The organism is Corynebacterium sp. MSK218 (genome assembly GCF_030232655.1).
In the GTDB taxonomy this organism is placed as follows: domain Bacteria; phylum Actinomycetota; class Actinomycetes; order Mycobacteriales; family Mycobacteriaceae; genus Corynebacterium.
On the sequence record NZ_JASPGN010000004.1, the window covers coordinates 174,050 to 198,375 of the forward strand.

Sequence of the window (24,326 nt, forward strand, 5' to 3'; positions counted from 1 at the left end):
AGTTTATCCCAGTGCGCTCAAATGCCCCACATCGTTGAAACGGTGCAGGACACCACGGTCATCGAAGAACTCGACTTCGCTCAAGGAAGCCAGGCCCAAGAAGAGGTGGAGCGGGGTCTGCGGGCCTGAATCAAGGGCTTGGCGGATAAAGGACTTAATCGGGTTGACGTGGGAAACCACGAGGACCGTCTTGCCTTCGTAGCGCTTCTGCAGCTCACGACGGGCAGCACTGACGCGGCGGTGGACCGCGCGCAGGGACTCGCCACCGGGGCAGGATACGGAGGTATCCTGCAGCCAGCGTGCGTGGAGCTCAGGGTCGGCGGCGTCAGCTTCGGCGAAGGTCTTGCCTTCCCAGCGGCCAAAGTCCACCTCGATAAGCTTCTCCACGGTCTCAACCTGCAGGTCCCGGCCTTCCACTACCGCGGCCGCGGTCTGCTGGCAGCGGCGCAACGGGGAGCAGACGACGGCGTCGATGTGGGTATCGGCCAGAGCCTGGGCGGCAGCGAGTGCCTGCTTCTTTCCCAATTCGGTGAGCTCCGGGTTCGCGCGGCCGGAGTACTGCTTAGCCGCAGACATCGGCGTCTGCCCATGGCGCAGCAGGATAAAACGCGTCACGGGGCCGGTCTCGAGGCGCCAGTCGGAGGCCGTCGAGGAATCGGTTGCGGTTTCCGCAGGCGCAGTGCTTGGCGACGCCTCCCCCGCCTCCCCACTCCCCATATCGAGGATGCCAACGGGTTCGCCCTTCGCGGCAGCATCCATGGCGACGTTGGAGAGTTCATCGGCCACGGAGTTCTGAGCGCGTGGAACCCACTCGAGGGTGTAGCTGCCAATCTGGTTGAGCAGGCCACGTGCCTCAAGGGCAAGTTTTTGCATGTCGGGGTGCTTGATCTTCCAGCGCCCGTTCATCTGTTCCACCACGAGTTTGGAGTCCATATAGAACTCCACCTCGTCCGCGCCCAGCTCTACGGCGGCCTCCAGACCGCGGAGGAGGCCATGGTATTCGGCCACGTTGTTGGTGGATTGTTGGCCTACCACGTAGGCGATTTCCTTCAGCAGCTGCGAGCGGTCCTCGTTGTAGACCGCAGTACCGGAGCCGGCGATGCCGGGGTTGCCGCGGGAGCCACCGTCAGCAAAGATGACGAGTTTCATGATGCCGGGCGCACGAGGTAGGAACCGCAGTCGCCGCACTGTGGGAGGACGTCGGCAGCCGCGTTGCGCACCGCGTTCTGCTCAGCCGGCGGCAACACGATGAAGCAACCGCCGCAGGCACGGCCGGTGAACGCCGCTGCACCTACGCCATTTTCTTCACGCACGGTCTCGTACTCGTCGAGGACGTCCGCTGGCAGCTGCTCACGCAGCTCGTTGATGCGCACCTGCGGATCCGGCTGGTTTGCGGCGGCTTCCCGGGCAGCCTCAGCTGCGCGCTTGAGCACCTCGAGCTTGCGCTCAGAATCGGAGACCCTAGCGCCATGAACATCCAGGTTGGCGCGCAGAGCGTGGATTTCGTTGTGGGCTTCCTGCAGCTCACTCATCAGGTCTGCGATGCGGGACTTGGCTGCATAAAGGTCGTGCTCGAGATCCTTGCGCTGCTCTGGGTCGGTAGCCGCACCCAGCTGGGCCTTGTCGTCGCGCTCGCGTTGGCGCAGCTTGCGCTCATCGGCCTGGATGCGCAGGATTTCCAGCTCCATGTCGTCGACGGCGAGTTGGGCGGAGCCGGAGGCGTCGATAAGCCGGGCGTGTGCGGCCTGAGCCTTCTCGTATTCCTCTTGTTCCGGAATGGTAGCGGTACCACCCAGCGCCTGGGTGCGCTCCAGGGTGGCCAATTCGAGCAAGGTCTGCTGCAGGTCCTGTGACAGCTTCATTTAGTTCTCCTTCTGCGCAGAAATCGTCCAAGGGTCGGTGCGGAGATCAATAATCTCGGTCTTCACGCGCAATACGCTCTCCACAATATCGCGCGCCTGGGCGGTCCAGGGAAATTCGCTGGCCCAGTGGGCAGTATCGACCACGGCCGGGCCTTCCGGATCCATGAGGTGGGCAGCACGCAGGTGCTCATCCACCGGGTGGTGGCGCAGGTCAGACGTGACATAAACATCCACGCCCAATGCAGCTGCCTTATCGAGGAAGGAGTCTCCCGAACCGCTGGAGACTGCCACGCGCTTGACCATCCGCTCCGGATCACCGGCCGCACGCACGCCCCACTCGGTCTTCGGGAGAGCCTCGGCCACGCACTGGGTGAACTCGCGCAACGTGATGGCCTCCGGCAACTCACCGATGCGCCCCAGCCCGAGGGCTTCCTCAAGGTTGTCATAAGGCTCTACCGGAACGATGGGGCGGCCGGGCGTGATACCGACGAGTTCCGCCAGCTTGTCGTTAACGCCGGGGCGAGCCTTGTCCGCATTGGTGTGCGCGGAGAGCAACGCCACGCCATTGCGGATGAGGGTGTGGATGACCTTGCCCTTCGGAGTATCCGCCGCGACCGAAGTTACCCCGCGCATGAGCAGCGGGTGGTGCACGATGAGCATCTGCGCGCCGAGTTCCACGGCCTTATCCGCTACCTCTTGTGTGCAGTCGAGGGCGAAGGCCACGGTGCTGACTTCAGCGTGCGGGTCGCCACAGACCAGTCCCACCGCGTCCCATGATTCGGCCAATTCTGGTGGGTAGGCCTCATGGATCACGCGGCGGATTTCGCCGACAGTCGTGCGTTCTGCCATCTCGTTTGCTCCTTAGTTGAAGGTAGGTTTCACGTCAGTCGCGTTGCTGCTATATCCTAGCTTTCGTTCGCCAGCGCACCCTCGATATTGTAAGGAGTCCCCTCCATGACGCCTCCGGAGAACGATAACCAGCTCCACATCGTCTTTGTGTGCACTGGCAATATTTGCCGCTCACCGATGGCGGAAATCATTACCCGCGATGCCATGGAGACCGACATGCTCGATCTTCTGGCCCGCGTCTCCTCGTGCGGCCTCGGCGGCTGGCACGTGGGCCAGGGAGCCGATGAGCGCGCGGTAGCGGAGCTGCGCCGCGGCGGCCACGATGGTGCAAGCCACCGTGCTGCCCAGCTCGGTGAGGAGCACATGGACGCCGACCTCTTCGTAGCCATGGATACCGGCCACCGCGATGCCCTCCTTGAGCGCGGCATCCCTGAGGAGAAGGTGCGCCTCATGCGCAGCTTCGATCCGAATTCCCCGGAGGATGCCAGCGTAGAGGATCCCTTCTACGGCACCGAGGAGGACTTCGAGCGCACCCGCAAGGAGATTGATGCCGCGGTGCCGGGCCTGCTCGATTGGATTCGCCAGCAGCACGACTAGACTGGGCCTCATGCTCAAGACGTTCCTCAAGCCTGGGTGGGTACTCCTGCTCATCTTTGTCGTCGCTTTTAGCTACTTCACCTTCACGGTGCTCGCACCCTGGCAGCTGGGCAAGGACGACCAGATTGTGGAGCGCAACCACCTCATTGAGGAAGCCTACGACTCCGATCCGCAGCCAATTGAGGAGGTCTTTTCCGCCGACGGCGCTCTCAACAAGGAGTGGACGCGCGCTGAGCTGACCGGCCACTACCTCCCCGACCAGGAAGTCTTATTGCGCTTGCGCCCGGTGGGGTCGAGCCCTGCGTTCCAGTCGCTCGTGCCTTTTGAGACCACCTCGGGCATGACGCTGTTGGTCAACCGCGGCTGGGTGCCCACAGATGAGGGCAACGCCGTGCCCCACATCGACAAGGCTCCGAGCGCGGAGGTCACCATCGAGGCCATGGCCCGCGTCAATGAGCCTCAACACACCTCCGCCCCGACTGAGCAGCAAGGCTACACGCAGGTCTATTCCATCAATACGGAACAGATCGCGGAGCTTATCGACGTCCCCCTCGCCCACGACTACCTCCAACTCACCGCCGATCAGCCCGGTGAGCTCAATACTCTCCCGATCCCGAAGCTGGACCGCGGCAACCACCTGTCCTATGGCTACCAGTGGATTGCCTTCGGCATCATGGCGCCGCTGGGCTTCGCATATTTCGTCTGGTCTGAGATTAGGGAACGCCGCCGCGCCCGCGAGGAGGAAGCTGCACTTGCTGCCGCTGCCGCTGCAGTCGATGGCCCCACCACCGACGAGACTTACCCTTCCGAGTCAGAGTCCTCGCAGTCTCTTACTCCGAAGCAGGACGAGCCTGACACCACAGCACCCTCCACGGACGCAGCTCCAGCCTCCTCGCGGCGTACCCGCTCACGGTACGGAACCTCCAAGCCGGACTTCTACGAGAGAATCCGCGAGCGCAGCCACGAACGCTTCTAGCGAAGACATGCCTGAAGCAGTGTGGCCAATCAACGGTAGTGAAGAAGAATGTCTCCGAATCGGCAAGCAGGCCTTCTCATTCACTCCCGACGCTACTAAATACGGGTCAATGAGGATACCGATGCGCCTTCCTGTGCTCGAACCAGGCCCAAATCAAAGAAGCCAAGAACAACAGTGGCGTAACCCACGCCAGACGATGCCACCAATGTGCTCCAAAGTATGATTCATCAGCACTTAGTCCTGCTAGATAATTGATTACAAGCGTTGCGATAAACAGCACTACAACGACAGTAACGCTCCACCAGTAGGCTGCGCTTTTCTGTTTACGCATCAATGCCATCCCTATCAATACGTGTTTGCTGTTCTAGCGCGGGCGCCGTCCGAGCACGACGAAACCCCTCTCCAACTTAACGGAAAGGGGTTTCATTTGGTGCGGCCTGAGGGGATCGAACCCCCGACCTACTGGGTGTAAACCAGTTGCTCTTCCAGCTGAGCTAAAGCCGCAGTGCACTTGGTGCGCTCGCACAAGATTAGCTTATAGGCACCCGCAGCAACAAATCAGGGTTCCTCTTGTTGCTGCGAATGCCACTTGAACAGGCTTTTCGCCTTAATCCTTAAGGCTTCTTGGTGTAGCCGCGCGCAACGAGGCAGGAGCCCTGCCACTCGCCGAGGCGCTCAGCCTTGGTCTGTACGAGGCCGGCCAGCTGAGCGGATTCAGAAATCTCGCCCGGCTCCAAGTTGCCCGGCTTACCAGCGCCCGGGGTCATCAGCCAAATGCGGCCAGAGTCCCCGAGGGGGCGGGTAGCGTCTACAAGGCCGTCAACCAAGTCGCCATCCTCAGCGCGCCACCACAGCAGCACAACGTCGCACAGTTCGTCGGTTTCCTCGTCAAGGAAGTCATCCCCCAGTACGTCCTCAATGGACTCGGAAATCGTGGAATCGCAGTCCTCATCCCACCCGAGCTCGAGGGCAATCTGTCCCTCTGTGATGCCGAGCTTGGCTGCCGTTCCGGTCACGCGTTGAGTTCCTTCCGATGGAGTCGTCGTTGTCATGCAGAGTATTTTAACGTCTGCGGTGCAGTTTTTCGCGTCGAACCGCCCCCAAATCTGCCTAGAAGTGGACATTTTCCCCTGTAAAACCACCCGTGGGGGCCTCGACGTGTCTCCCCAAAAGGAGGCGCGTATCCTTGTGACAGATCTTTGTACCACGAACCAGGAGGATTCCATGGCCGACTTGGACGCTGTCAACGGCGACTCCAACTTCCCCATCGTTCGCGATGGTGTAGCCGCGTACTTGCACGATAACGACCCGGAAGAGACCCGTGAGTGGATGGACTCCCTCGACGGTCTGCTGGATTCTTCCGATCCGGAGCGCGCCCGCTACCTCATGCTGCGCCTGCTGGAGCGCGCCACGGCAAAGCGTGTACCGCTGCCGTCCCTGACCTCCACAGACTTTGTAAACACCATCCCCACGTCTCTCGAGCCGGAGTTCCCGGGCGATGAGGAGTTGGAGAAGCGCTACCGCCGCTGGATTCGTTGGAATGCAGCCATCATGGTGCACCGCGCACAGCGCCCAGGCATTGGCGTGGGCGGCCACATCTCTACCTATGCGGGCGCTGCCCCGCTTTACGAAGTTGGCCTGAACCACTTCTTCAAGGGCAAGGACGATCCGTCTGGTGGTGACCAGATCTTCTTCCAGGGCCACGCTTCCCCGGGTGTGTACGCCCGCGCATTCATGGAAGGCCGCCTGACCGAGGAGGATATGGACAGCTTCCGTCAGGAGCACTCCCGTGGCGAGGACAAGGGACTGCCGTCCTACCCGCACCCGCGCCTTATGCCGGACTTCTGGGAGTTCCCGACTGTGTCCATGGGCCTCGGCCCGATTAATGCTATCTACCAGGCTCGCTTCAACAAGTACCTGGAGACCCGCGGCATCAAGGACACCTCGAAGCAGCACGTCTGGGCCTTCCTGGGTGACGGTGAGATGGATGAGCCGGAGTCGCGCGGTCTGCTGCAGATGGCGTCCCTCTACGAGCTGGATAACCTCACCTTCGTGGTCAACTGTAACCTGCAGCGCCTCGATGGCCCCGTGCGTGGTAACACCCAGATTATCCAGGAGCTGGAGTCCTTCTTCCGCGGCGCTGGCTGGTCCGTCATCAAGGTCGTGTGGGGCCGTGGCTGGGACAAGCTTCTCGACGCCGACAAGGAAGGCGCCCTTGTCAACATCATGAACACCACCTCCGATGGTGACTACCAGACCTTCAAGGCCAACGACGGCGCCTACGTCCGCGAGCACTTCTTCGGCCGCGATGAGCGCACGCTCAAGCTGGTCGAGGACATGACTGACGATGAGATTTGGGCACTGCGCCGCGGTGGTCACGACTACCGCAAGATCTACGCTGCGTACGACAAGGCTCTGAGCTACGCCGGCACCGGCCGCCCGACCGTCATTCTGGCCCACACCATTAAGGGCTACGGCCTGGGCCACAACTTCGAGGGCCGCAACGCTACCCACCAGATGAAGAAGCTGACCCTGGAGGACCTCAAGCTCTTCCGCGATAAGCAGGGAATCCCGATTACGGATGAGCAGCTGGAGGCTGATCCGTACCTGCCGCCGTACTACCACCCGGGTCCGGAGACTCCGGAAATCAAGTACATGCTGGAGCGTCGTAAAGAGCTCGGCGGCTTCCTTCCGGAGCGCCGTGAGAACTTCACCCCGTTGACCACCCCAGACCTGTCTAAGCTGCGTTCGGTGCGCAAGGGTTCCGGCAAGCAGGATGTGGCTACCACCATGGCTCTGGTCCGTACCTTCAAGGAGCTCATGCGCGATAAGGAACTGGGCAAGCGCGTGGTGCCGATCATCCCGGATGAGGCCCGTACCTTCGGTATGGACTCCTGGTTCCCGACCCTGAAGATCTGGAACCCACGTGGTCAGAACTACGTGCCGGTGGACCATGACCTCATGCTCTCCTACCGTGAGGCCACGGATGGACAGATCCTCCACGAGGGTATTTCTGAGGCCGGCGCTGCCGCTTCCTTCACTGCGGCAGCAACGTCCTACGCCACGCAGGGCGAGGCCATGATTCCGCTGTACATCTTCTACTCGATGTTCGGCTTCCAGCGCACTGGCGACGCCTTCTGGGCCGCCGCCGACCAGCTGGGCCGCGGCTTCATCATCGGTGCTACCGCCGGCCGCACCACCCTGACCGGTGAGGGCCTACAGCACATGGATGGTCACTCCCCGATTTTGGCGTCGACCAACCCGGCTGTCGAGGTTTACGACCCGGCCTTCGGCTACGAGATTGCTCACCTTGTTCCGCGCGGTATCGAGCGCATGTACGGCGAGGACCACGAGCCCGTCATGTACTACCTCACCGTGTACAACGAGCCCGTGAAGCAGCCGGCTGAGCCGGAGAACCTCGACGTTGAGGGTCTGCACAAGGGTATCTACCACTACAACACCGCTGAGTCTGGCTCCATCCCGGCCAACATCCTGGCTTCCGGCGTCGGTATGTATGAGGCACTGCGTGCGCAGGAGATTCTGGCTGAGCAGTTCGACGTCAAGGCTTCTCTGTTCTCCGTCACGTCCTGGGTCAACCTGGCCCGCGATGGCGCTGCCCGCAACCAGGAGGCCCTGCGCAAGGGTGAAGCCCCGACCGAGGCCTTCGCCACCACCCAGCTCAAGGGCTTCGAGGGACCGTTCATCGGTGTCTCCGACTTCGCCACGGACCTGCAGGAGCAGATTCGCCCCTACGTCCCGGGTGATTACATCGTCCTGGGCACAGATGGCTTCGGCTTCTCCGATACGCGCGAAGGCGCTCGCCGCTTCTTCAACAACGATGCCGAGTCCATCGTTGTCGCCGTCCTCGAGGGCCTGGCTCGCGAGGGCAAGGTCGAGCGCAGCGTCGTGCAGCAGGCTGCTCGCGACCTGAAGCTCGATGACCCGACGGCCACCACCTCCCGGTCCACCGATGAGGACTAAGCCTGATGCGGAATAAGGCTTAGGGCTTAACAGCCCCAAGCCCTCCAGCCCCTTCTGCCCCATTTTGGGCGGGAGGGGCATTCTTCTTGCCTAAACCCAGGGGAGCCAACTGTCGTTGTTGCCAAAGTTCTGGCCAGATCTTGAATCAGAGGCTATAACTTTGGCAGAACGGGCGGTTCGACCACCACAGGAGACCCAGCCAACGCCAATACAAAGCCCAACCGCCACCAGCAGCGGGGACTAGCCGCCAAGTACGCGATCGAGAACTCGGCCCAACGCCTTGGACACCTCACTGGGCTCTTCCAGGATGACCATGTGCCCAGCACCATCGATAACGGTGAGGTTGGCGGAAGGCCAGTGGCGGGCAATGACCTCGGATTGGCGGTGAGGGGTGACAATGTCCTGTTTGCCCACAACAATTTCGCCCGGAATATCGCGCAGACGCGCGGCGGCACCGAATTCGGAGTGCTCCACGAGGTCATCGAAGAAACCGGAATAGCTCGACATCGGGGTATCGAGCAGCATGGACACGTGGAACTGTAGCTTGTCCATCTGGGGGAAGCCCTGCAAGAGCGCCGCAAAAGCTGGGGCCACCACGGCGGCTATCTCAAAGCGCGCGGTGTTTGCGCGTTCTGGAAGCCGCAAGCAAGTCCGGTACACCGCCTTCATAAACTGTGTTTCGAGGATTCGCGCAACCCCCTCTGCGGCAAAGCGCTGCATGGAGGTCGACACCAGCACCATGCCGTCAATGCGCTGGGCCACCTGTCGAGGTGCGCGCCGAAGGAGATTGAGGGCAATCATCCCGCCCATGGAATGGCCCAAGACGACGAGAGGGCCGGAAGCGGCACGCTCAGCAATCACGGCAAGCACATCATCAGCTGCGCCCTGAACCGTGCACTCGGAGGGGGTGACGTGGGTGGTGCGGCCGTGGCCGCGGACGTCGACAAGCAAGCAGCGCACCGAGGGATAATTCGCGCGGACGTCCTCTACTTGGGAGTAGAAGCTCTCCGCAGACAAACAGTATCCATGAATAAAAACAGCGGTTACCGCGGCATCGGAAGGCCCAACTTCATACCACGCCACGCGCACGCCATTGTTGTCCACGAAGCCATAGTCACTGACCTGCGTCAGCCCTGGTTCCGTGGTGAGATCGTGTAATTGCGAATAAACAGTATGCTCGACGCGGCGCATCTGGGGGCGGACCCGGCGGGTCCAGCTGCGGGCGATTGCGGAGGAGCGTGCTCGATAAACCATGACATTTCAATACTAGACTGATGCACATGGCTAACGACCTTTCCGCACAACTCGCAGCCCGCTTCGGCTCAGCACCAGCCGAAGATACCGATTCGGCACCTGCCGGCGACACGTACGGCGAACTCACTCGTCTCATCACGAAAGTCACGGGCATCGAGGAAGGCTTGGAGCGCGATGCCCTTCTAGAAGACCTTGGGGTGGAGTCACTGGAGCGCATTGAGCTGGCCGTTCGCTTCGAAGAGGCCTGTGGGGTGCGCCTTGATGAAGAAACCATGCTCTCCGTGGCTACGGTGGGCGACCTTGCTGATTATCTGGAGGAACACTCGTGATTTCTTATCTCTCTGACATGGACGGCGTCCTCATCAAGGAAGGGGAGATGATTCCCGGCGCGGACGCCTTCATCCAGGCGCTGAAAGATAATGACATCGAGTACATGGTGCTGACTAATAACTCGATGTCGACGCCGCGCGATCTCTCCGCACGCCTGAAGAACACCGGCCTGGATATCCCGGCAGAGCGCATCTGGACTTCGGCGACGGCTACCGCGGCGTTCCTCTCGAATCAGGCGGGGCTGTCCACGGCTTACGTCGTGGGTGAATCTGGCCTCACCACCGCGCTGCATGAGGCGGGCTGGATTCTCAATGACACCGACGCGGATTTCGTGGTCTTGGGCGAGACGCGCACCTATTCTTTTGAGGCCATCACCACCGCCATTAATCTCATCCGCAATGGCGCGCGCTTTATCGCGACCAACCCGGATGTCACGGGTCCTGCTCCTCAGGGCGTGCTCCCGGCCACGGGCGCGGTTGCGGCGCTGATTACCGCGGCAACGAACCGCGAGCCCTACTACGTGGGCAAACCGAACCCAGTCATGATGCGCAGCGCGCTGAACAACATCGGCGCGCACTCGGAGAATACCGTCATGATTGGTGACCGCATGGATACTGACGTCAAGTCTGGCTTGGAGGCCGGCATGCGCAGCATCCTCGTGCGCTCAGGTATCAGTGATGACCGTGATATTGAACGCTACCCGTTCCGCCCGACGCGCATCATCAATTCCGTGGCGGACCTTCCTGAGCGCATCTTCGATCCTTTCGAGGATTAGGGCTTAGGCGGCGCGCTTGACGACGGCCCGGAAACCGTACTCCCCTGCCAGCATCTCCACCGCACGGCTCAGGGCCTCCAGCTCGCTGGGCGTGCCGGTAAGCACCTGACGGCAGCCGATTCCTACGCCGCGTGCGGCGCCGCCCAGCGACGTCCCGCTGACGGGGTCCCAATCGGCATCGCGGCACCAGCGGGTGCACCACTGCGCGGTGAGGGGATCATCGCCGGGCACGATGAATTCACTCTCGCTGCGAATGCAGCGCGCCATAGCCCGCTCGATGGCTGGGCGCAGGCAGCGGGGCATGCCTGAAATCTGCAGCACGGCTGTGCAGACCTCACCGCTGACCCGATTCGGCCAGCTGCTTGCCGGGCAAGCTTGCGAGTCACCGACTGGGCTCGCTGACGAGACCGACGCAGATGCGTCAGCCTGTTGCGGGTGAACGCGTAGATTCACTCCTGTGTCTCCTTTGACGTCCGTGTGATGGCACGCCGACTCAAGCCGACGCAAGACGAGCTTCGTCTTCCCCTACGAACTTGTCTGCATCACCTGCGGTGCGTCTGAAGTGTGACCACAATTTTCCCCCTGCCACGTGCACCCCATCAACCCTCAACCTGCACTTAAGCCCCCACAGCCTCAAGTGGAGCTTGAGACTTCACCCTCTAATGTCACCTCATGCGCCACTAGAATCACAAGCGTTTACATAAGCCACGCAGATGTACCGCGGCCACAGCGCCCTCACTACCCCCGCGCGGACCAGCTTCCCCAACCGCGCGGGGCCCTTCCCGGCGCGGCTAGCGGGACTGGCATTCCTCCCAGATGGCCGTGTTGGTCTCTGCCCACAGAGGCTTGCACCAGTCCCCAAAGTCGCGGTCAGTCAACGCCACCATGGCCCACTCGCCCGCCACCCAGAGATAGGTGCCGCTCATGCCGAAGTGGCCAACAGCATCGGAAGGCAAGCTCCCCATCCACTGGTCTTTCTCGCCATGAATCTCAAAGCCCAGCCCCCATGTGCAGTCCTTGAAGCTGCCATAGCCTGGGACAATGCCCCGCAGGCCAGGGAATTGGACGCGTGTCATCTCAGCCACCGTTGAGGGGTCCAGCAGCTGTGGGGACTGCACCTCACGGGCAAAAGCGACAAGGTCCTCCACGGTGGACGTCAGACCATGCCCAGCAGATCCTTCAAGCGTGGTGGCGGACATGCCCAAAGGAGCACAGACACCTTCAGCAAGGTACTCAGGGAAAGGAATCTCGGTGGCTTTCTCCACTACCTCCGCGGCCCACTCATAGCCCGCCGAGGAATAAATACGCCGCTCCCCTACGGGTTTTTGCGGTTCGCGGGAATCAAAGCCCACGCCGGAGGTATGCGCCAAAAGATGGCGCAGCGTGGAGCCTTCAGGACCAGCTGGTTGGTCCAGCTCCACCGCACCTTCTTCCACGGCCACCATCACCCCATAGGCGGCCGCCAGCTTGGTCACTGACGCAACAGGGAAGCGGCGGGAGGTATCACCCACCTGCTCCACTACCTCGCCGCGGTGCAGCAGTGCACCGGCGACGGTATCGACAGGCCAGGACTCGATGGAAGAAAAAGCGCTCATGCGCTCTAGCTTAACGAGGATCGCGCTCGCAGCCTACGCCATCACCATCGCGGTCAAACTTGGACTGGAAACCCGGGTCGCTCGGGTAGATGGGGCGGCCCAGTGCGTTCCACACATCGAGGCAGCGACCGTAGGTGGCAGGAGCCGGACGCGGTGCCGGGGCAGGTGCAGGTTTCGGAGCCGGCTTCGGCGCAGGAGCTGGCTGAGGCGCAGGCTTAGGGGCCGGAGCAGGCTCGGGCTTCGGCGCAGGGGCCGGGGCCGGAGCGGGTGCAGGAGCCGGGGCCGGAGCGGGTGCTGGCTTCTGCGGCGACGGGATGACTCCCGGCAGCGGGTTCGGGATGATGCCCTGCTGCACGGCCCAGTACACGCCACCAGCGACGGCGGCGAGAACAGCAGCGGTGATGCCCAGGCCCAAGGCAATCTTTTCGCCCTGAGAGGACTGCTGGCCTTCAACATCGCCGGCTTCTTCCTTGCTGGACGATTCCACGTTCAGGTCAGACGACAGCTCACCGCCAAGCTCAGACACCGAGGATTCAGACGGAGAGGATTCAGACACCGAAGCTTCCGAGGTGGCCGGCTCCACAGCGGGAGCGTCGACCTGCGCGTGTGCTGGGGTAACGACAGACAAGGACAGAGATACAGACAAAGATGCGGCGAGAACCGCGCGAGAGAACTTCTTCATAAAAATAAGTTATAGCCATAAACCTCGACTTCTGGAAATCCTTCCACCCCTTGGGGTAAAGCCTTCGTAACATGCGGGAAAACGGTTTTTAACCAGCGGGCGAATTCTCAGGCCTCAAGTTGCGCTAATGCTTCAGTGGAGAAACCGTGTAGGCATGCGCCGTTCCTTCTCTCGTCGCCGCCTCCTTCACGCCTCCGGCCTGGCCACCGCCACGGCCGCTTCTCTCGCCGCCTCATCTGCATCCGCTGCTGACCCCAACTCCACCGCTTCACTCGGCTTGGTGGAACCGCCACAAGGCGAATTGCCCTTCCTCCACGGCGTGGCCTCAGGAGATCCGATTCCAGATTCGGTTATCTTGTGGACGCGCGTGACCCCCACAGATGAGGCTCTCCCCGGCAGCGGGCTTGGCCCCGCAGTCACCGTGGAATGGGAGGTGGCCCGGGATGGGGAGATGGGGGACGTCGTCAAGCGCGGGCACACCCTAGCCACTGCGGAGCATGACCATACGGTGCACGTGGACCCGCATGGTCTGGAGCCGGACACGGTGTATTTTTACCGTTTCCTCGTGGATGGGGTCTCCTCCCCCATCGGCCGCACCAAGACTGCACCGGCGGCGAGCGCGTCACCGGAGAAGCTCACTTTTGGGGTGGCGTCGTGCGCAAATTGGGAATCGGGCTTCTTCAGTGCCTACCGTGACATCGCGCAGCGCGCTCATGCAGACCAGCTCGATTACATGGTCTTTTTGGGCGATTACATTTATGAATACCGCTCCGGGGCCTATTCCGGTTTCGGCCCGGTGCGCCTGCACCACCCGGCGCACGAGATTACGACGCTGGCGGATTACCGCACGCGCTACGGCCGTTACCGTACCGACCCGGACCTGCAGGCCGCGCATGGCGCGCTGCCGTGGATCGTAGTGTGGGATGACCACGAGATTGCGAACGATAACTGGGCCAACGGCGCGGAGAACCACGACCCAGCTACGGAAGGCCCGTGGGTTACGCGTCAGTCAGCGGCGATGCGCGCCTACTTCGAGTGGATGCCAGTGCGCGCCACCGCGCCGTCTGAGGCAGGGCATCTCTACCGTTCGCTGACTTTTGGTGATCTGGTGGAGTTGACCATGATGGACCTGCGAACCTACCGCGATGAACAGGTCTCCTGGAACCCCGTGGCTTTCACTGAGGAAGGCCGCTCGATGCTGGGGTCGGAACAGTACACCTGGTTGCTGGGCAAGATTGAGACCTCACAGGCCACGTGGAAGCTGCTGGGCAATTCCGTCATGTTTGCCCCGCTCAACCTGGTAACGCTGCAGGAGAATTCCGTCACCGCGCAGGTGGCCAATGCCCTCACGAGCAACATCACGGGTATCCCCGTCAATGGGGATCAGTGGGATGGGTATTCCGCGGAGCGCCGTGCGCTTATCGACGTCCTCCCGGACCATACCCTCTTCCTCACCGGGGACATCCACACCGAATGGGCCCACACCATCTCCAAGGGCGACCGCATCGTAGGAGCAGAGATGGTGTGCGCTTCCATTTCTGCGCCCAATATCAACGAGGCGCTCAACATGCGCCCGGGTAATGCCGTGTCCCACACCGCGCAGCAAGTTCTGCGCACGGCCAATCCGCACTGCAAGCACGTGGACTTGGATAGCCACGGCTATAGCTTCGTCACCGTCACTCGCGAGGAAGCCCACATGCGGTGGATGCGCGTCGAGGACCTGCTCACACCGGATTCCCCGGTTCATGAAGCAGTGTCGATGACCTTTAAGCCGGGCGTAGGTTTTATCAATTAATTAATTCCCTGAAGCCAGTAACGAAGGGGCCTCGGGGACCGATAAATCAGATGTAACGCTTCACCGCGTTGCATCCCTATCACTCATATGTCTCATGCGCTCTCTCCCGAGCGTCTCCCACGGTGAGCCTCCCGTTAATTCGCGGTAGAAGGCTCGGTGGCGTCGGCAGTCGCCACCGCCGTCTCCGGCACGTGGGATTCCTCGAAACCCGTGGCGGTCTCCGTGGCACCCTCAGTGCCCGAACCGCCACCTTCTACTGCTTCAGGAGTATCCACCGGTGCTGGTGCAAGGGAGGTCTCGTCCTGCGGGGCATCCTCCGTCGCCTCGTCCGTCACCTCTGCGGTGGGCTCCTGAAGAGTACTTGCCGGCGTCTCGTGCTCACTCGGCGCGGGTTCCGGCGTAGCGGACTCCGTGGATGGGACTGCGGATTCCGTAATCTCACTCATCCAGCGCGATGGAGACAGCCATCCGGCATCCACACCATCCGGGTTCGCGGAGGCCAGCCACAGCGCACCAACCACGCCGAGGCCTGCCAGGAGGCCGGTTGTCGACGCCCTCACGCGCCCACCTACCGTCCAGAAATAGGCCCACTTATTCTTCGGCTTATCCGCACGCCAGACGCCTCGCCCGTACTCGTCCGGCTCCTCGTCCTTGTCGCTGTCCGAATACGCTGGGCGGCCCGGCCCATTGTCATTGCTCGTGTCCGTCTTGGCGACGGCTCCGGACACCGCCTGTGACGCTTCCTGCGACTCTGCAGCAGACTCTGCGGTCTTGTCCGCATCCTGCGCTTTCGCTGCCGACATGACCGTCGTGGGCGCCTCGTTCAGGTCCACAGGGATATCATCCGGGATAGCTTCCGGGTTCGGCAGCTTATACAGGTCCCAGAAGGAGGCCAGCAAGGCCGAACGAATGGCGCGTTCCACTGCCCACTGGCGCGCAGGGTTGACCTGCACGAGCACGCGGTACTTGACCTGCCACGGCTGGCCGGCGACGGTCGGCGCCACGATTCCGGTAGCGGGGAGAACATCCAGCTCGCCGGCCACATCCGCGCGAATATCCGGGGTACGGATGGCATGTTCCGAAATCTTTTCCACACGCGCAGTAATGTCCGGCAGGTTATCTCCCTCATGAACCGGGATGGCGATATCCACCACTGCACGTGACCACTCTTGCGAGAAGTTCGTCACCACGCCCGCCGAGCCGTTAGGCACCATGACCACTTCGCCGGTAGGGGTACGCACGGTGGTCGTGCGCAGGGTCAAGGACACCACGGTGCCCTCCACGCCCGTCACGCCGTCGAAGCTCACGTAATCGCCCACGCCGAACTGCTTCTCCGACAGAATGAAGAACCCCGCGAGGAAATCACCAATAATGCTCTGCGCTCCGAAACCAACGGCAGCAGACACGACCGTTGCGGGGATGGCCGCTCCCAGGGGCGGCACGCCGAGGTTAGCCAATGCCGCAACGATGAGAAGGAAATACGCCACCGCTTGGGCCACGTACACCAGCGCGCCGGCCAGCGCTAGGCGCGCCTTGGTTGACTCCTCGTTCTCATCAAGCCGAGACTCGATTACGCGCACGGCCAAACGGCCGATGCGAGGAATGAGAATCGCCGTGAGCAGCATGCCCAGAAGCGGCAAACCGTGGTCGACAACAGCCTGCCAGATGGCGAACATGTAAAACTTCAGCATTGCACCAAGAGTAGACCTCAATGCTGCCAGAAGCCTTGGAGAACCAGACTGCCTTAGCGCTCAGCGCGGTGAATCAGATAGTAATTGGGCGTTGGCTTCCATGTGTATCCTGCCGGAACAATATCCTTGCCATACGCGCCCAAGGACTTCGACGTCCACAACGGAATCGCTGGCATCGCCTCCACCAGCAGGTCCTGAGCTTGGGCATAATACTCGTGGGCCTCGTCCTTGGTTCGAGCCTTACCGGCTTTCTCCAGCAGTTTATCGAACTCCGGATTCTCAAAACCAGACTCATTTGCCGCCGAGTAGGAGGCAAACAGCGGCGCTAGGAAGGACGACTCGTCTGGGTACTCCGCCTGCCAAGAGGTGCGGAACGCGCCGGTGATATGGCGCGCGGTGACCTCTTGACGCAGCTCCTTGAAGGTATCGATGGGACGGCCTTCCACCTGCACACCGAGGGTATCCGTCATCTGCTTCGCCACTGCATCGACCCACTCCTTATGGCTGCCGTCGACGTTGTAGGCAATGCTGAAGGTCTCTTCGAAGGGATCCATCTTCTCTGCCTTGGCCCAGAGCTCGCGGGCCTTGTCTGGCTGGTGAGTCAACGCCTCCGCATCTTGCGGTGCTGGCGGCATCTCTCCATGCAGCGGCGCGATAAAACCATTCGCTGGAATCACCGTGTCATAAAACAGCTCACTAGCTAGCTTCTCGCGGTCTATGGCCATCGACAACGCTCGGCGGCGCAGGCGACCTGCCTCGCCGGTGAAGTTGGAATCATTAGCCGGGATGGTGATTTCCATCATGGAACCCACTGGCCTGCTAAAAGCTTGCGAACCCAACTCTTCCTCAAAGGTGCCGAGCTTCTCCGCCGGAATGTGGACGAGCACGTCCAAGTCTCCTGACACCAAGTCCTTATAGGCCTGCCCCTCGGAAGGGTAAATCACGAACTTGATGCCCTCATTCTGCGGAGTGCGCGGGCCCGTGTAGCGCGGATTGGGCACCACGGTCAGCGCTTTTTCGTGCTCCCACGAGGCCAAGACATATGGCCCGTTGCCAATGGGATCGGTACCGCGTTCGCTGAGCTCATCCTGATCCTCGGAACGCATGGGGAAGAACACCGAATAACCTAAGCGCTCGAGGAAGCCGCTGGTGGGGCGGGAAAGCTCAATGCGGAAGGACTTCTTCCCTGTCACCTTCAGCCCGCGCATGTTCTTCTGGCCTTCATGGAATCCCAGAATCGGCTCGAAATGATGGGCCGAGAGCAGGGACTGGCGCACAGCAGTATTCCACGTATCCACGAAGTCCTCGGCATCGACATCGGAGCCATCGGCAAAGACTGCGTCGTCTCGGATGACCACGTCATAGGTCGTATCGTTGACCTGGGTCACGGACTCCGCCATGTCGTAGTGCGGGGTCCCGCGCTTGTCCAGGTACATCAGGCCGGAATACACCAGATTGATAATGGTGTGTCCGCAAACATCATTGGAGTCTGCTGGGATGAGAGAATTTGGTGGTTCCAATATATCGGTGGTGATAAGGTCTAGGCCTTCAGTGTCCACGGGTGAGGTGTCCGCAGTACACCCAGTAGACACAGCTGCCGCAGCACACACTACGGTCAGCGCTGCCACTACTCTGTGGCTCAGCCGAACAATTCTCACCTTTGACTCCTCTCGCACCCACTTACCTTAACGTATTTATTAGCTTCTAATCATCTCTTTTCTCATAGCGCCGCATAAGTTTTTCCACCAGCTCATCGGTGAGCTTGTCATCAGACAAAATTCGGTCCAACAGCTCACGCGGCGTGGGGCCATCAGTGTTCTGAGCATCATAAGAATCACCAGAAAGGTCTACACCGAAGTCAGAGTCGGTATCGGAGGAGGCCGCCGCCATCTCCGCGGACATCTCGGCGACCTCTTCGTTGAAGGAATCGAGGAAGTCGGAGGCGTCGATAGTCGCGTCGGCCCTGCGCTTGCCTGCGCGCACCTCACGTTCAATTCGGCGCTGTAGGGCTTTTTCCATCTGATTGTGGCGCCACGCGCGCAGCTTGGTCGGCTCCAGGCGGCGGCCGACGGCACGGCCCTTATTCTCCGCCTTGCGCGCCATGACCATGACATAGGCCGCGGTGTCATTCACCGGCGCCCACTCCTGACGAGCCGGCACTCGCCAGCCCGCCCAAATACCCAGCATGGTCAATACAAAGGAGACAATGGGGCCAATAATGACGCCCAACGCCAAGTGCCCCGTGGAATTCGCACCCAGCACCACCAGCGCGCACGCCACCGCCGGAATCACGGTGGGGGTGTTGTCACCGAACACCGCCGGCTCACGGCCCATCGCAATGTCACGGATCATGGAACCACCCGTGGCCGTAAACACGCCCATCATGATGCAGGGAATGAAGGGCAAGCCATAGGCGATGGCTTTGAGCGCGCCTGTCGACGCCCACAGGGCCGACACCACCGCATCACCATGGGACTGCACGTAATCCCAGGTCTTTCCCTTGAAGTAGACAAAACGGGCAATGAGCGCACCCGTGAAGGCGAGGTACAGGTACTCCGGCTGACTCATCGCCGCCACCGTGCCGCGGTTAATGAGCACATCACGAATCATGCCGCCGCCCAAGGAGGAAAACATCGCGATGAAGAAAAAGCCCACGATGTCATAGCCGCGCTGGCGGGCCATCGTGCCGCCAATCATGCCCATGAGAAGGACGCCGATAATGTCGGACCAGTAATACAGCGACTCGATTAACGGGTCCATCTCAACACTCATGTGGGTCATCGTAACGGGTAGCGCGCCGATTCTCGCATTAAGGGCACGCTGACCCGCGCTGTGGATGCTGCAGTGAGAAAGGAAGCAGTGTCGTGCTAGTGCGAGTACAACTTGCCATACGTGTTCTCAATCCAGATTACGTAGAACACTTCCCTATCTTTCCAGCCCACGAACGGCAAGTTTCCCTTGTGGCGGTAGACCCTAAACCGCGATAAGTCTTGAAAAGGCTGTGGGATGTCAGGCTTAATGGCAGTAGCAGGGATGTATTCAGAGCCCAGCCCATGTTTTGGATGCTGCGTCAATTCTTTCCATGTGAGGACAGACCGCCTGTGCCACTTTTCTAAGAACTCCGCTCGCATGGAATCATCCATCTCTTCAAAGCCCCACCCCTTCTGGAGAAACCTAGTGGATAAAAGCGGATATTCCTCTCGAGTACTGCCTAGAGCATCAAGAACGCCCTTCTCTGGTGTGCTTCTTGCTACGCGAACTGGGCGAGTCCCCCTTCGTTTATTCTTGCCCACGGCTAGCAGAAATAGCTCTTTAGATCGGCATCAGTGATTTCCAGCCCCCGCTCGCCTTCTACAAAGTTTCTTTGCCAAGGAGATTCCGTGTGCGTTTTATTCCGCAGCGCCCATGCAGAAAATGGTCCGTACTTATCCCAGACCTCAATCAGATCCTGTTCAACGTCACGATAGTCATCCCAGTCAAAATCCTCTGAGACAAACTCATCTGGGTTAATCGGAAGCTTTCCGTAGTGTTTTAGCTGGTGATAGATATCCACGACTACAGGGCCGTGCGCCCAAGCTTCCATCCGTTCGTGGAATAGCGGAACCCCCGAAGAGGACCGCATATACAGGCCTTTCGCATAATACAGAAGCTTCTGGAGCTTAAGCTGCGTTATCTCAGCATCATCAGTTTCGTCCGCCCACGCGACGAACCATTCGGCAATCTGCCGCGCCGTATGCTGTTCCATGACAGTCCTCCCTTCCTTCCCCGTCAGAGTACAACAAGGTCTGGACATACACCCAGCACAACGTTGCATTGTCATACTAAAGGTGTTTCACCCCAAGGAAAAGAGGCTGCCTACTGTGGGGCCACCGGGGCTCGAACCCGGGACCAACGGATTATGAGTCCGTAGCTCTAACCGACTGAGCTATAGCCCCGCGTATTCCCTGCTTCCATGTGCGCACCAGACTTCAAGCCAGCCGCGCCACGTTCAGCAGTGAATCCGCTCCCCGCAACATTAATCGGCAGGGTAGAAAAACAGCAATTTGCCGCTCCTCGTCGTTGTTCTTAAAGGCCGGTACGGATCGATCATTTAAGGCCCTGGATCTTCGAGTTTTTGGGGCGTTATTTGTTAGAAATGTACTCCGCCACGGCACTAGTCGGCGAATTCCTGCGCCGACGCAGCAGGCCCTCTCTCAAACGGCCGCGCAGGCTTGTGTAGCGTAGCGGACATGAGGCTCCTTTCCTTCAGCGTGTCGAATTTCCGCAGCATCCGCGCAACGCAAACGCTGTCGTTTTATCACCACTGGACGCACTCGACGCCGCCCGAAGATGGCTGGGCCACGGTAAGCCAGCCCATCACCGTGCTGGTGGGCCCGACGGCGTCGGGAAAGAGCAGCGTGCTCGATGCGCTGAACTTCGCGCTGCGAGCTATTTCCTTATCGGCTACGAAGTGGCTCGCTGATGCCCCGCCCAACCAGCTGCCCCACGCGCCGTTTCGGCTCAACCCCACCACCCAGCGCCGCCCCAGCACCTTTGAGCTGGAGTTTGCGGTTGATGGGGTGCGCTACCTCTACGGTTTCCAGTGGAGCTACACCGGTGTGCATACCGAATGGCTCAGCCGCGTCCCGGCGAATCGCTGGACTCCCTGCTTTGTGCGCAGTCGCGGGGAGGAAACGCAGTGGACGCGGACGTTTATGGATAAGGGGGACGTCGCCAAGCTTGGCTCTGTTGAAGACACCGAGCTAATTCTGTCTGTCGGTTTGCGCGATGAGCACCCCGTGCTCGCCCCGTTGGCCCGCGCGCTGGTGCATGATGTGGCGTACCTGCCGCATGCGCATTCCGCGGCTAACTATGCCGCGCGGTTTACCGCCCTTATTCGTGAGGGCAAGCTGCGCCTGCACGAGGCTGCCCCGCTGCTGCGCGCGGCCGATGCCGGCATCCATTCCGTGCGGCTCAACCAGGACCAGATCCCACGGCATGTCTTCTGCCAGATGCGCCCGGTCATTAATGCGTTGAGCAGCACCGATGGCGCTATCCGACGTCCCGACGCCTTCCGCGCCTACTCCGACGCCGAAATTGAATCCCTGCTGCATGCAATCATCGTCGAGCACAAGGGCGAGTCCGCACACTATTCGCTGAGCCTTACCGATGAATCCGGCGGCACGCAGACGTGGATGGCCACCGTGCCGCTTGTGCTCGATGTCCTGCGCCGCGGCGGCATCCTGGTTGCTGACGAGCTCGATTCTTACCTACGCCCAGCCCTGCTGGACTTCATCATCCAAGCTTTCCGCGAGCCCAGCATCAACGTCAACGGCGCGCAGCTCATCTTCGCCTCCCACACCTTCAGCGTGCTCGAGCGCGCTGCCGAGCTAGGACTTAATCCGGAAAGCTTCTGGTCCGTGGAGAAGACTGCCGCCGGCGAATCCGAGCTGCACAACCTTGCCGATGTCTCCCTCGACAACCCCGACACTACCCACCGCTTCCTCACTGAGCGCTACGGCACCGCCCCGCTTGAGGCCCTCGATGCCCTCAAGGAGCTCGTCACCGCGAACGAGTGAGCTGTCTTACTTTCCCGCGTACAATCGGCGGCCACAGAACCCCTCAACGAGCAAAGGAGTTACTCATGACCGCCGCCTACACCACCGAAGCACTCTCCACTGGCGCCGGCCGCGATGGCCGCACCGTGGTCCAGGATTCCGACCTCGACTTCACCATGACCGCCCCGAAGGAAATGGGCGGCAGCGGTGAGGGCGTTAACCCCGAGCAGCTCTTCGCCGCCGGCTACGCCGCCTGCTTCCACTCCGCGCTCAAGGCCGTGGCCAAGGACAAGGGCGTTGACATCACCGACTCCGCCGTCGGCGCGCGCGTGACCCTCAACAACGCTTCCGAGGGCTTCTTCCTCAGCGTCGAGCTCGAGGTCACCATCCCCGGCACGGCCCCGGAAGACGCCCAAGCGCTTGCCGACGCCGCCCACGAGATGTGCCCCTACTCCAAGGCCACCCGCGGCAACATCGACGTCAGCGTTACCGTGGCCCAGGACTAAAGGACTAAACCTGCACCAAGCCAGGCTCTAGGTCCCATCCTCAGGGGCCAGTGCCAGGTATTTCTCCCGCGACGTCTGCCCCCGTTCCAGTGAACCGGCGTGGCTACTGGCGTGCGAGAGTCTTCAAAGCTTCTCTCACCGCTCGTGCAAAATTGGGGCAGTCCGCACGCCTCAGAGCATCATCCAAACCCCTGAAGTTCTCTTGGGTCTGCCAATAATCGAGCTGCTGCTTCGTACACGTCAGGACTAGCTGAGGCGCGGAGTCGTGAACAAGCATTAAGAATTCATCCGCACCTAGGATCTCGTAATGCTGCACATCGGGAGACCTTGTTATATCTTCCTTCGAGTTATTTGTAAGGATGATGTCGGCATGCGAAGCAACAGCGGCCGCATGAACGTGGTAGTCGTCGCGGTCCATACCATCGAAAGGCAGCTCGCCTGGAAAGTCCTGAATGATCTCTTCCACCACAGCACTAATTTTCGTGATGCGGTGGTCAATTATTCTTCCGGGAGCAAAGGGATACTTTCGCCGCAAGGCCCGCGTAGTCTCCGCGAGCACGTCCTGCGAGGTATGAAAAGTAAACATCCCCCTTGATAAACACTGCAACGCAAAAAGCCAATCAAGAATCGTCCGGCTCGCTAAGACGTTTGCATCAATGAATACTCTCTGCGGCATAGTCACAAAGATAGTAAGTTCGCTCGCCCCTCGCAGAACCTCACGATTCGCCCTGCTGCCCTGCCTTGGACTCCGAGAAAAAGCCCTGATTCTCTTCTTCGAACGCGCGCCACTCGTTGAAGGCACGCATACGCTCTTCACCCCGCTTCCGCTTCAGGTCCAGCACGTTATCGCGCTTAAAACGGGTGTGCGTTCCACACTTGTGAGCCACTATCTTTCCCTCTTTAACCCATTTCATAAGGGTGGGACGGGAGACACCCAAAATCTCCGCAGCGACGGTGCTCGTAAGCTCCTCGGGTACGCGTGAAATGGTAACTTCACCGCGCTGCGCGACAGAAGCTAAAACTTGAGAAATCAGTCGCTGCACATCGGTAGGCAGCGTGACCGCGCGCCCTTCCGCATCTGTCGCTCGAAAAGTCGCAGTACCAAGAGAAGGTAACGACTTAAGGTCTTCGACCGTAGCATCGTCGATCATCACCCGATCATTAATTAAGGTAGCGGAGTTCACCGGCGCTCCTTCCTCTCTACCACACCAACAACATTTTTACACTTACAAGTGAAATCCCCTCCAATCGTAGCCATACCGCACGTACGTAACCACAAACTACCCCAATTCGGCACCCCCTAAGCCCTTTGGTCAAGCTAGACGGCGGTTAAGATCCGCGGACCAATTGGCAATCTCCCGCCCTAAGTACTCGACGTAGCGGCGACGGTCTTCCTCATCCATGTTCTGTACCTGAGCTACAGAAGTATTAATGCTGTCTGGCTTTGAAACGGTTGACTTTGTCAATTTAATCCGTCCTTTGTCCTTCAGTAGTCAGTGCCTGCTTATCTCAGAGATTAGCGCTCGTGGAGAATCTGCGTAGAGGAAGCCTTCAGCGCTCCTTTCCCAGCATGACACTTACACCTGAAGCGTCTTTCACCTAGCAGTGAGACTCTTCTCAAGGACAACCGAGTTGTGCGCGAATGCCTAGAGGCCACTCCAGTGCTCCACTTGCTGCGTATTGGGGTTGCCCGCAAATCGTGGACACGTAGTGGAGCTACCTAGTGGTTAGGCAGCTATTTCTTTTCTGCTGTTGATTGAGCCGGCGTGGTTCTCGAAGTCGACGGGGCTGACCATTCCGAGTGCGGAGTGCCGGCGCCGGCGGTTGTAGACGACTTCAATCCAGTAGGCAACGGCCTTGCGTGCGGCATCACGGGTCGCCCAGCGCTTACGGTCA

At 60.5% G+C, this 24,326-nt stretch carries 23 protein-coding genes, 2 tRNA genes and 1 pseudogene; 8 read left to right on the plus strand and 18 right to left on the minus strand.

The annotated features are described in order from the left end of the window. Positions 1 to 3 precede the first annotated feature (3 nt). Genes QP922_RS04905 through QP922_RS04915 form a run of 3 tightly spaced genes read right to left on the minus strand, consistent with a single transcriptional unit; the run spans position 4 to position 2,711 of the window. Positions 4 to 1,149, minus strand: a complete 1,146-nt coding sequence (locus tag QP922_RS04905) for a bifunctional RNase H/acid phosphatase (protein WP_284808149.1) — start codon at positions 1,147 to 1,149, stop codon at positions 4 to 6. Then, positions 1,146 to 1,862, minus strand: a complete 717-nt coding sequence (locus QP922_RS04910) for a zinc ribbon domain-containing protein (RefSeq protein ID WP_284808150.1) — start codon at positions 1,860 to 1,862, stop codon at positions 1,146 to 1,148. The genes QP922_RS04905 and QP922_RS04910 overlap by 4 nt, the downstream gene beginning before the upstream one ends. Then, entirely contained in the window at positions 1,863 to 2,711 is an 849-nt protein-coding gene (locus QP922_RS04915; protein ID WP_284808151.1) for a Nif3-like dinuclear metal center hexameric protein, read from the minus strand. It lies immediately after the preceding gene. Positions 2,712 to 2,816: 105 nt separating this feature from the next. Here QP922_RS04915 and QP922_RS04920 point away from each other — a divergent pair, with 105 nt between their 5' ends. Next, complete coding sequence (locus QP922_RS04920) at positions 2,817 to 3,308, plus strand: low molecular weight protein-tyrosine-phosphatase (RefSeq protein ID WP_284808152.1); 492 nt, start codon at positions 2,817 to 2,819, stop codon at positions 3,306 to 3,308. A gap of 10 nt (positions 3,309 to 3,318) precedes the next feature. After that, the gene (locus QP922_RS04925) at positions 3,319 to 4,284 is read left to right on the plus strand and encodes an SURF1 family cytochrome oxidase biogenesis protein (RefSeq protein WP_284808153.1); all 966 of its coding nucleotides are present in this window, start codon (positions 3,319 to 3,321) and stop codon (positions 4,282 to 4,284) included. 428 nt (positions 4,285 to 4,712) lie between these two features. Here QP922_RS04925 and QP922_RS04930 read toward each other — a convergent pair. Then, positions 4,713 to 4,788, minus strand: a tRNA-Val gene (locus QP922_RS04930). A gap of 110 nt (positions 4,789 to 4,898) precedes the next feature. After that, positions 4,899 to 5,336 carry a DUF3052 domain-containing protein gene (locus tag QP922_RS04935; RefSeq protein WP_070670261.1) on the minus strand — a complete coding sequence of 146 codons (438 nt, stop codon included), beginning with the start codon at positions 5,334 to 5,336 and terminating at the stop codon, positions 4,899 to 4,901. 172 nt (positions 5,337 to 5,508) lie between these two features. Here QP922_RS04935 and aceE point away from each other — a divergent pair, with 172 nt between their 5' ends. Then, positions 5,509 to 8,265, plus strand: a complete 2,757-nt coding sequence (aceE, locus tag QP922_RS04940) for a pyruvate dehydrogenase (acetyl-transferring), homodimeric type (protein WP_070670324.1) — start codon at positions 5,509 to 5,511, stop codon at positions 8,263 to 8,265. A 240-nt stretch (positions 8,266 to 8,505) separates the two neighbouring features. On the opposite strand, the gene QP922_RS04945 is transcribed toward aceE, so the two are convergent. Further along, positions 8,506 to 9,519, minus strand: a complete 1,014-nt coding sequence (locus QP922_RS04945; RefSeq protein WP_284808154.1) for an alpha/beta fold hydrolase — start codon at positions 9,517 to 9,519, stop codon at positions 8,506 to 8,508. A 26-nt stretch (positions 9,520 to 9,545) separates the two neighbouring features. On the opposite strand from QP922_RS04945, the gene QP922_RS04950 reads away from it, so the two are divergent. Then, on the plus strand, positions 9,546 to 9,848 hold the full coding sequence (locus tag QP922_RS04950; RefSeq protein ID WP_284808155.1) for an acyl carrier protein: 303 nt from the start codon (positions 9,546 to 9,548) through the stop codon (positions 9,846 to 9,848). After that, on the plus strand, positions 9,845 to 10,624 hold the full coding sequence (locus QP922_RS04955; protein WP_284808156.1) for an HAD-IIA family hydrolase: 780 nt from the start codon (positions 9,845 to 9,847) through the stop codon (positions 10,622 to 10,624). The genes QP922_RS04950 and QP922_RS04955 overlap by 4 nt, the downstream gene beginning before the upstream one ends. Positions 10,625 to 10,627: 3 nt before the next feature. Here QP922_RS04955 and QP922_RS04960 read toward each other — a convergent pair whose 3' ends face one another. The 3 genes from QP922_RS04960 to QP922_RS04970 all read right to left on the minus strand — a co-directional run bounded on the left by QP922_RS04960 (position 10,628) and on the right by QP922_RS04970 (position 12,901). After that, entirely contained in the window at positions 10,628 to 11,077 is a 450-nt protein-coding gene (locus QP922_RS04960; protein ID WP_284808157.1) for a hypothetical protein, read from the minus strand. 338 nt (positions 11,078 to 11,415) lie between these two features. Then, positions 11,416 to 12,219 carry a serine hydrolase domain-containing protein gene (locus tag QP922_RS04965; protein WP_284808158.1) on the minus strand — a complete coding sequence of 268 codons (804 nt, stop codon included), beginning with the start codon at positions 12,217 to 12,219 and terminating at the stop codon, positions 11,416 to 11,418. 10 nt (positions 12,220 to 12,229) lie between these two features. Further along, positions 12,230 to 12,901: an excalibur calcium-binding domain-containing protein gene (locus QP922_RS04970; RefSeq protein WP_284808159.1), complete on the minus strand. Its 672-nt coding sequence runs from the start codon at positions 12,899 to 12,901 to the stop codon at positions 12,230 to 12,232. Between the two features lie 127 nt (positions 12,902 to 13,028). On the opposite strand from QP922_RS04970, the gene QP922_RS04975 reads away from it, so the two are divergent. Beyond that, the gene (locus QP922_RS04975) at positions 13,029 to 14,696 is read left to right on the plus strand and encodes an alkaline phosphatase D family protein (protein WP_284808160.1); all 1,668 of its coding nucleotides are present in this window, start codon (positions 13,029 to 13,031) and stop codon (positions 14,694 to 14,696) included. A gap of 134 nt (positions 14,697 to 14,830) precedes the next feature. On the opposite strand, the gene QP922_RS04980 is transcribed toward QP922_RS04975, so the two are convergent. The 5 genes from QP922_RS04980 to QP922_RS05000 form a co-directional block, all read right to left on the minus strand. Beyond that, complete coding sequence (locus QP922_RS04980) at positions 14,831 to 16,387, minus strand: mechanosensitive ion channel family protein (RefSeq protein WP_284808161.1); 1,557 nt, start codon at positions 16,385 to 16,387, stop codon at positions 14,831 to 14,833. A 53-nt stretch (positions 16,388 to 16,440) separates the two neighbouring features. Continuing rightward, complete coding sequence (locus tag QP922_RS04985) at positions 16,441 to 18,045, minus strand: ABC transporter substrate-binding protein (protein ID WP_284808162.1); 1,605 nt, start codon at positions 18,043 to 18,045, stop codon at positions 16,441 to 16,443. A gap of 46 nt (positions 18,046 to 18,091) precedes the next feature. Continuing rightward, positions 18,092 to 19,168, minus strand: a complete 1,077-nt coding sequence (locus QP922_RS04990) for a trimeric intracellular cation channel family protein (RefSeq protein WP_502869587.1) — start codon at positions 19,166 to 19,168, stop codon at positions 18,092 to 18,094. Positions 19,169 to 19,682: 514 nt separating this feature from the next. Continuing rightward, positions 19,683 to 20,132 carry a Panacea domain-containing protein gene (locus tag QP922_RS04995; protein ID WP_284808164.1) on the minus strand — a complete coding sequence of 150 codons (450 nt, stop codon included), beginning with the start codon at positions 20,130 to 20,132 and terminating at the stop codon, positions 19,683 to 19,685. Between the two features lie 116 nt (positions 20,133 to 20,248). Next, positions 20,249 to 20,322, minus strand: a tRNA-Ile gene (locus QP922_RS05000). A gap of 294 nt (positions 20,323 to 20,616) precedes the next feature. Here QP922_RS05000 and QP922_RS05005 point away from each other — a divergent pair. Continuing rightward, the gene (locus QP922_RS05005; RefSeq protein WP_284808165.1) at positions 20,617 to 21,945 is read left to right on the plus strand and encodes an AAA family ATPase; all 1,329 of its coding nucleotides are present in this window, start codon (positions 20,617 to 20,619) and stop codon (positions 21,943 to 21,945) included. A gap of 65 nt (positions 21,946 to 22,010) precedes the next feature. Beyond that, entirely contained in the window at positions 22,011 to 22,430 is a 420-nt protein-coding gene (locus QP922_RS05010; RefSeq protein ID WP_284808166.1) for an organic hydroperoxide resistance protein, read from the plus strand. A 103-nt stretch (positions 22,431 to 22,533) separates the two neighbouring features. On the opposite strand, the gene QP922_RS05015 is transcribed toward QP922_RS05010, so the two are convergent. The 4 genes and pseudogenes from QP922_RS05015 to QP922_RS05030 all read right to left on the minus strand — a co-directional run. Continuing rightward, entirely contained in the window at positions 22,534 to 23,106 is a 573-nt protein-coding gene (locus QP922_RS05015; protein WP_284808175.1) for a PIN domain-containing protein, read from the minus strand. 40 nt (positions 23,107 to 23,146) lie between these two features. Next, the gene (locus QP922_RS05020) at positions 23,147 to 23,614 is read right to left on the minus strand and encodes a helix-turn-helix domain-containing protein (protein ID WP_284808167.1); all 468 of its coding nucleotides are present in this window, start codon (positions 23,612 to 23,614) and stop codon (positions 23,147 to 23,149) included. Between the two features lie 129 nt (positions 23,615 to 23,743). Then, complete coding sequence (locus tag QP922_RS05025) at positions 23,744 to 23,896, minus strand: hypothetical protein (RefSeq protein ID WP_284808168.1); 153 nt, start codon at positions 23,894 to 23,896, stop codon at positions 23,744 to 23,746. Positions 23,897 to 24,157: 261 nt separating this feature from the next. Continuing rightward, positions 24,158 to 24,326, minus strand: a pseudogene (locus QP922_RS05030) (IS3 family transposase); the annotation flags it as partial.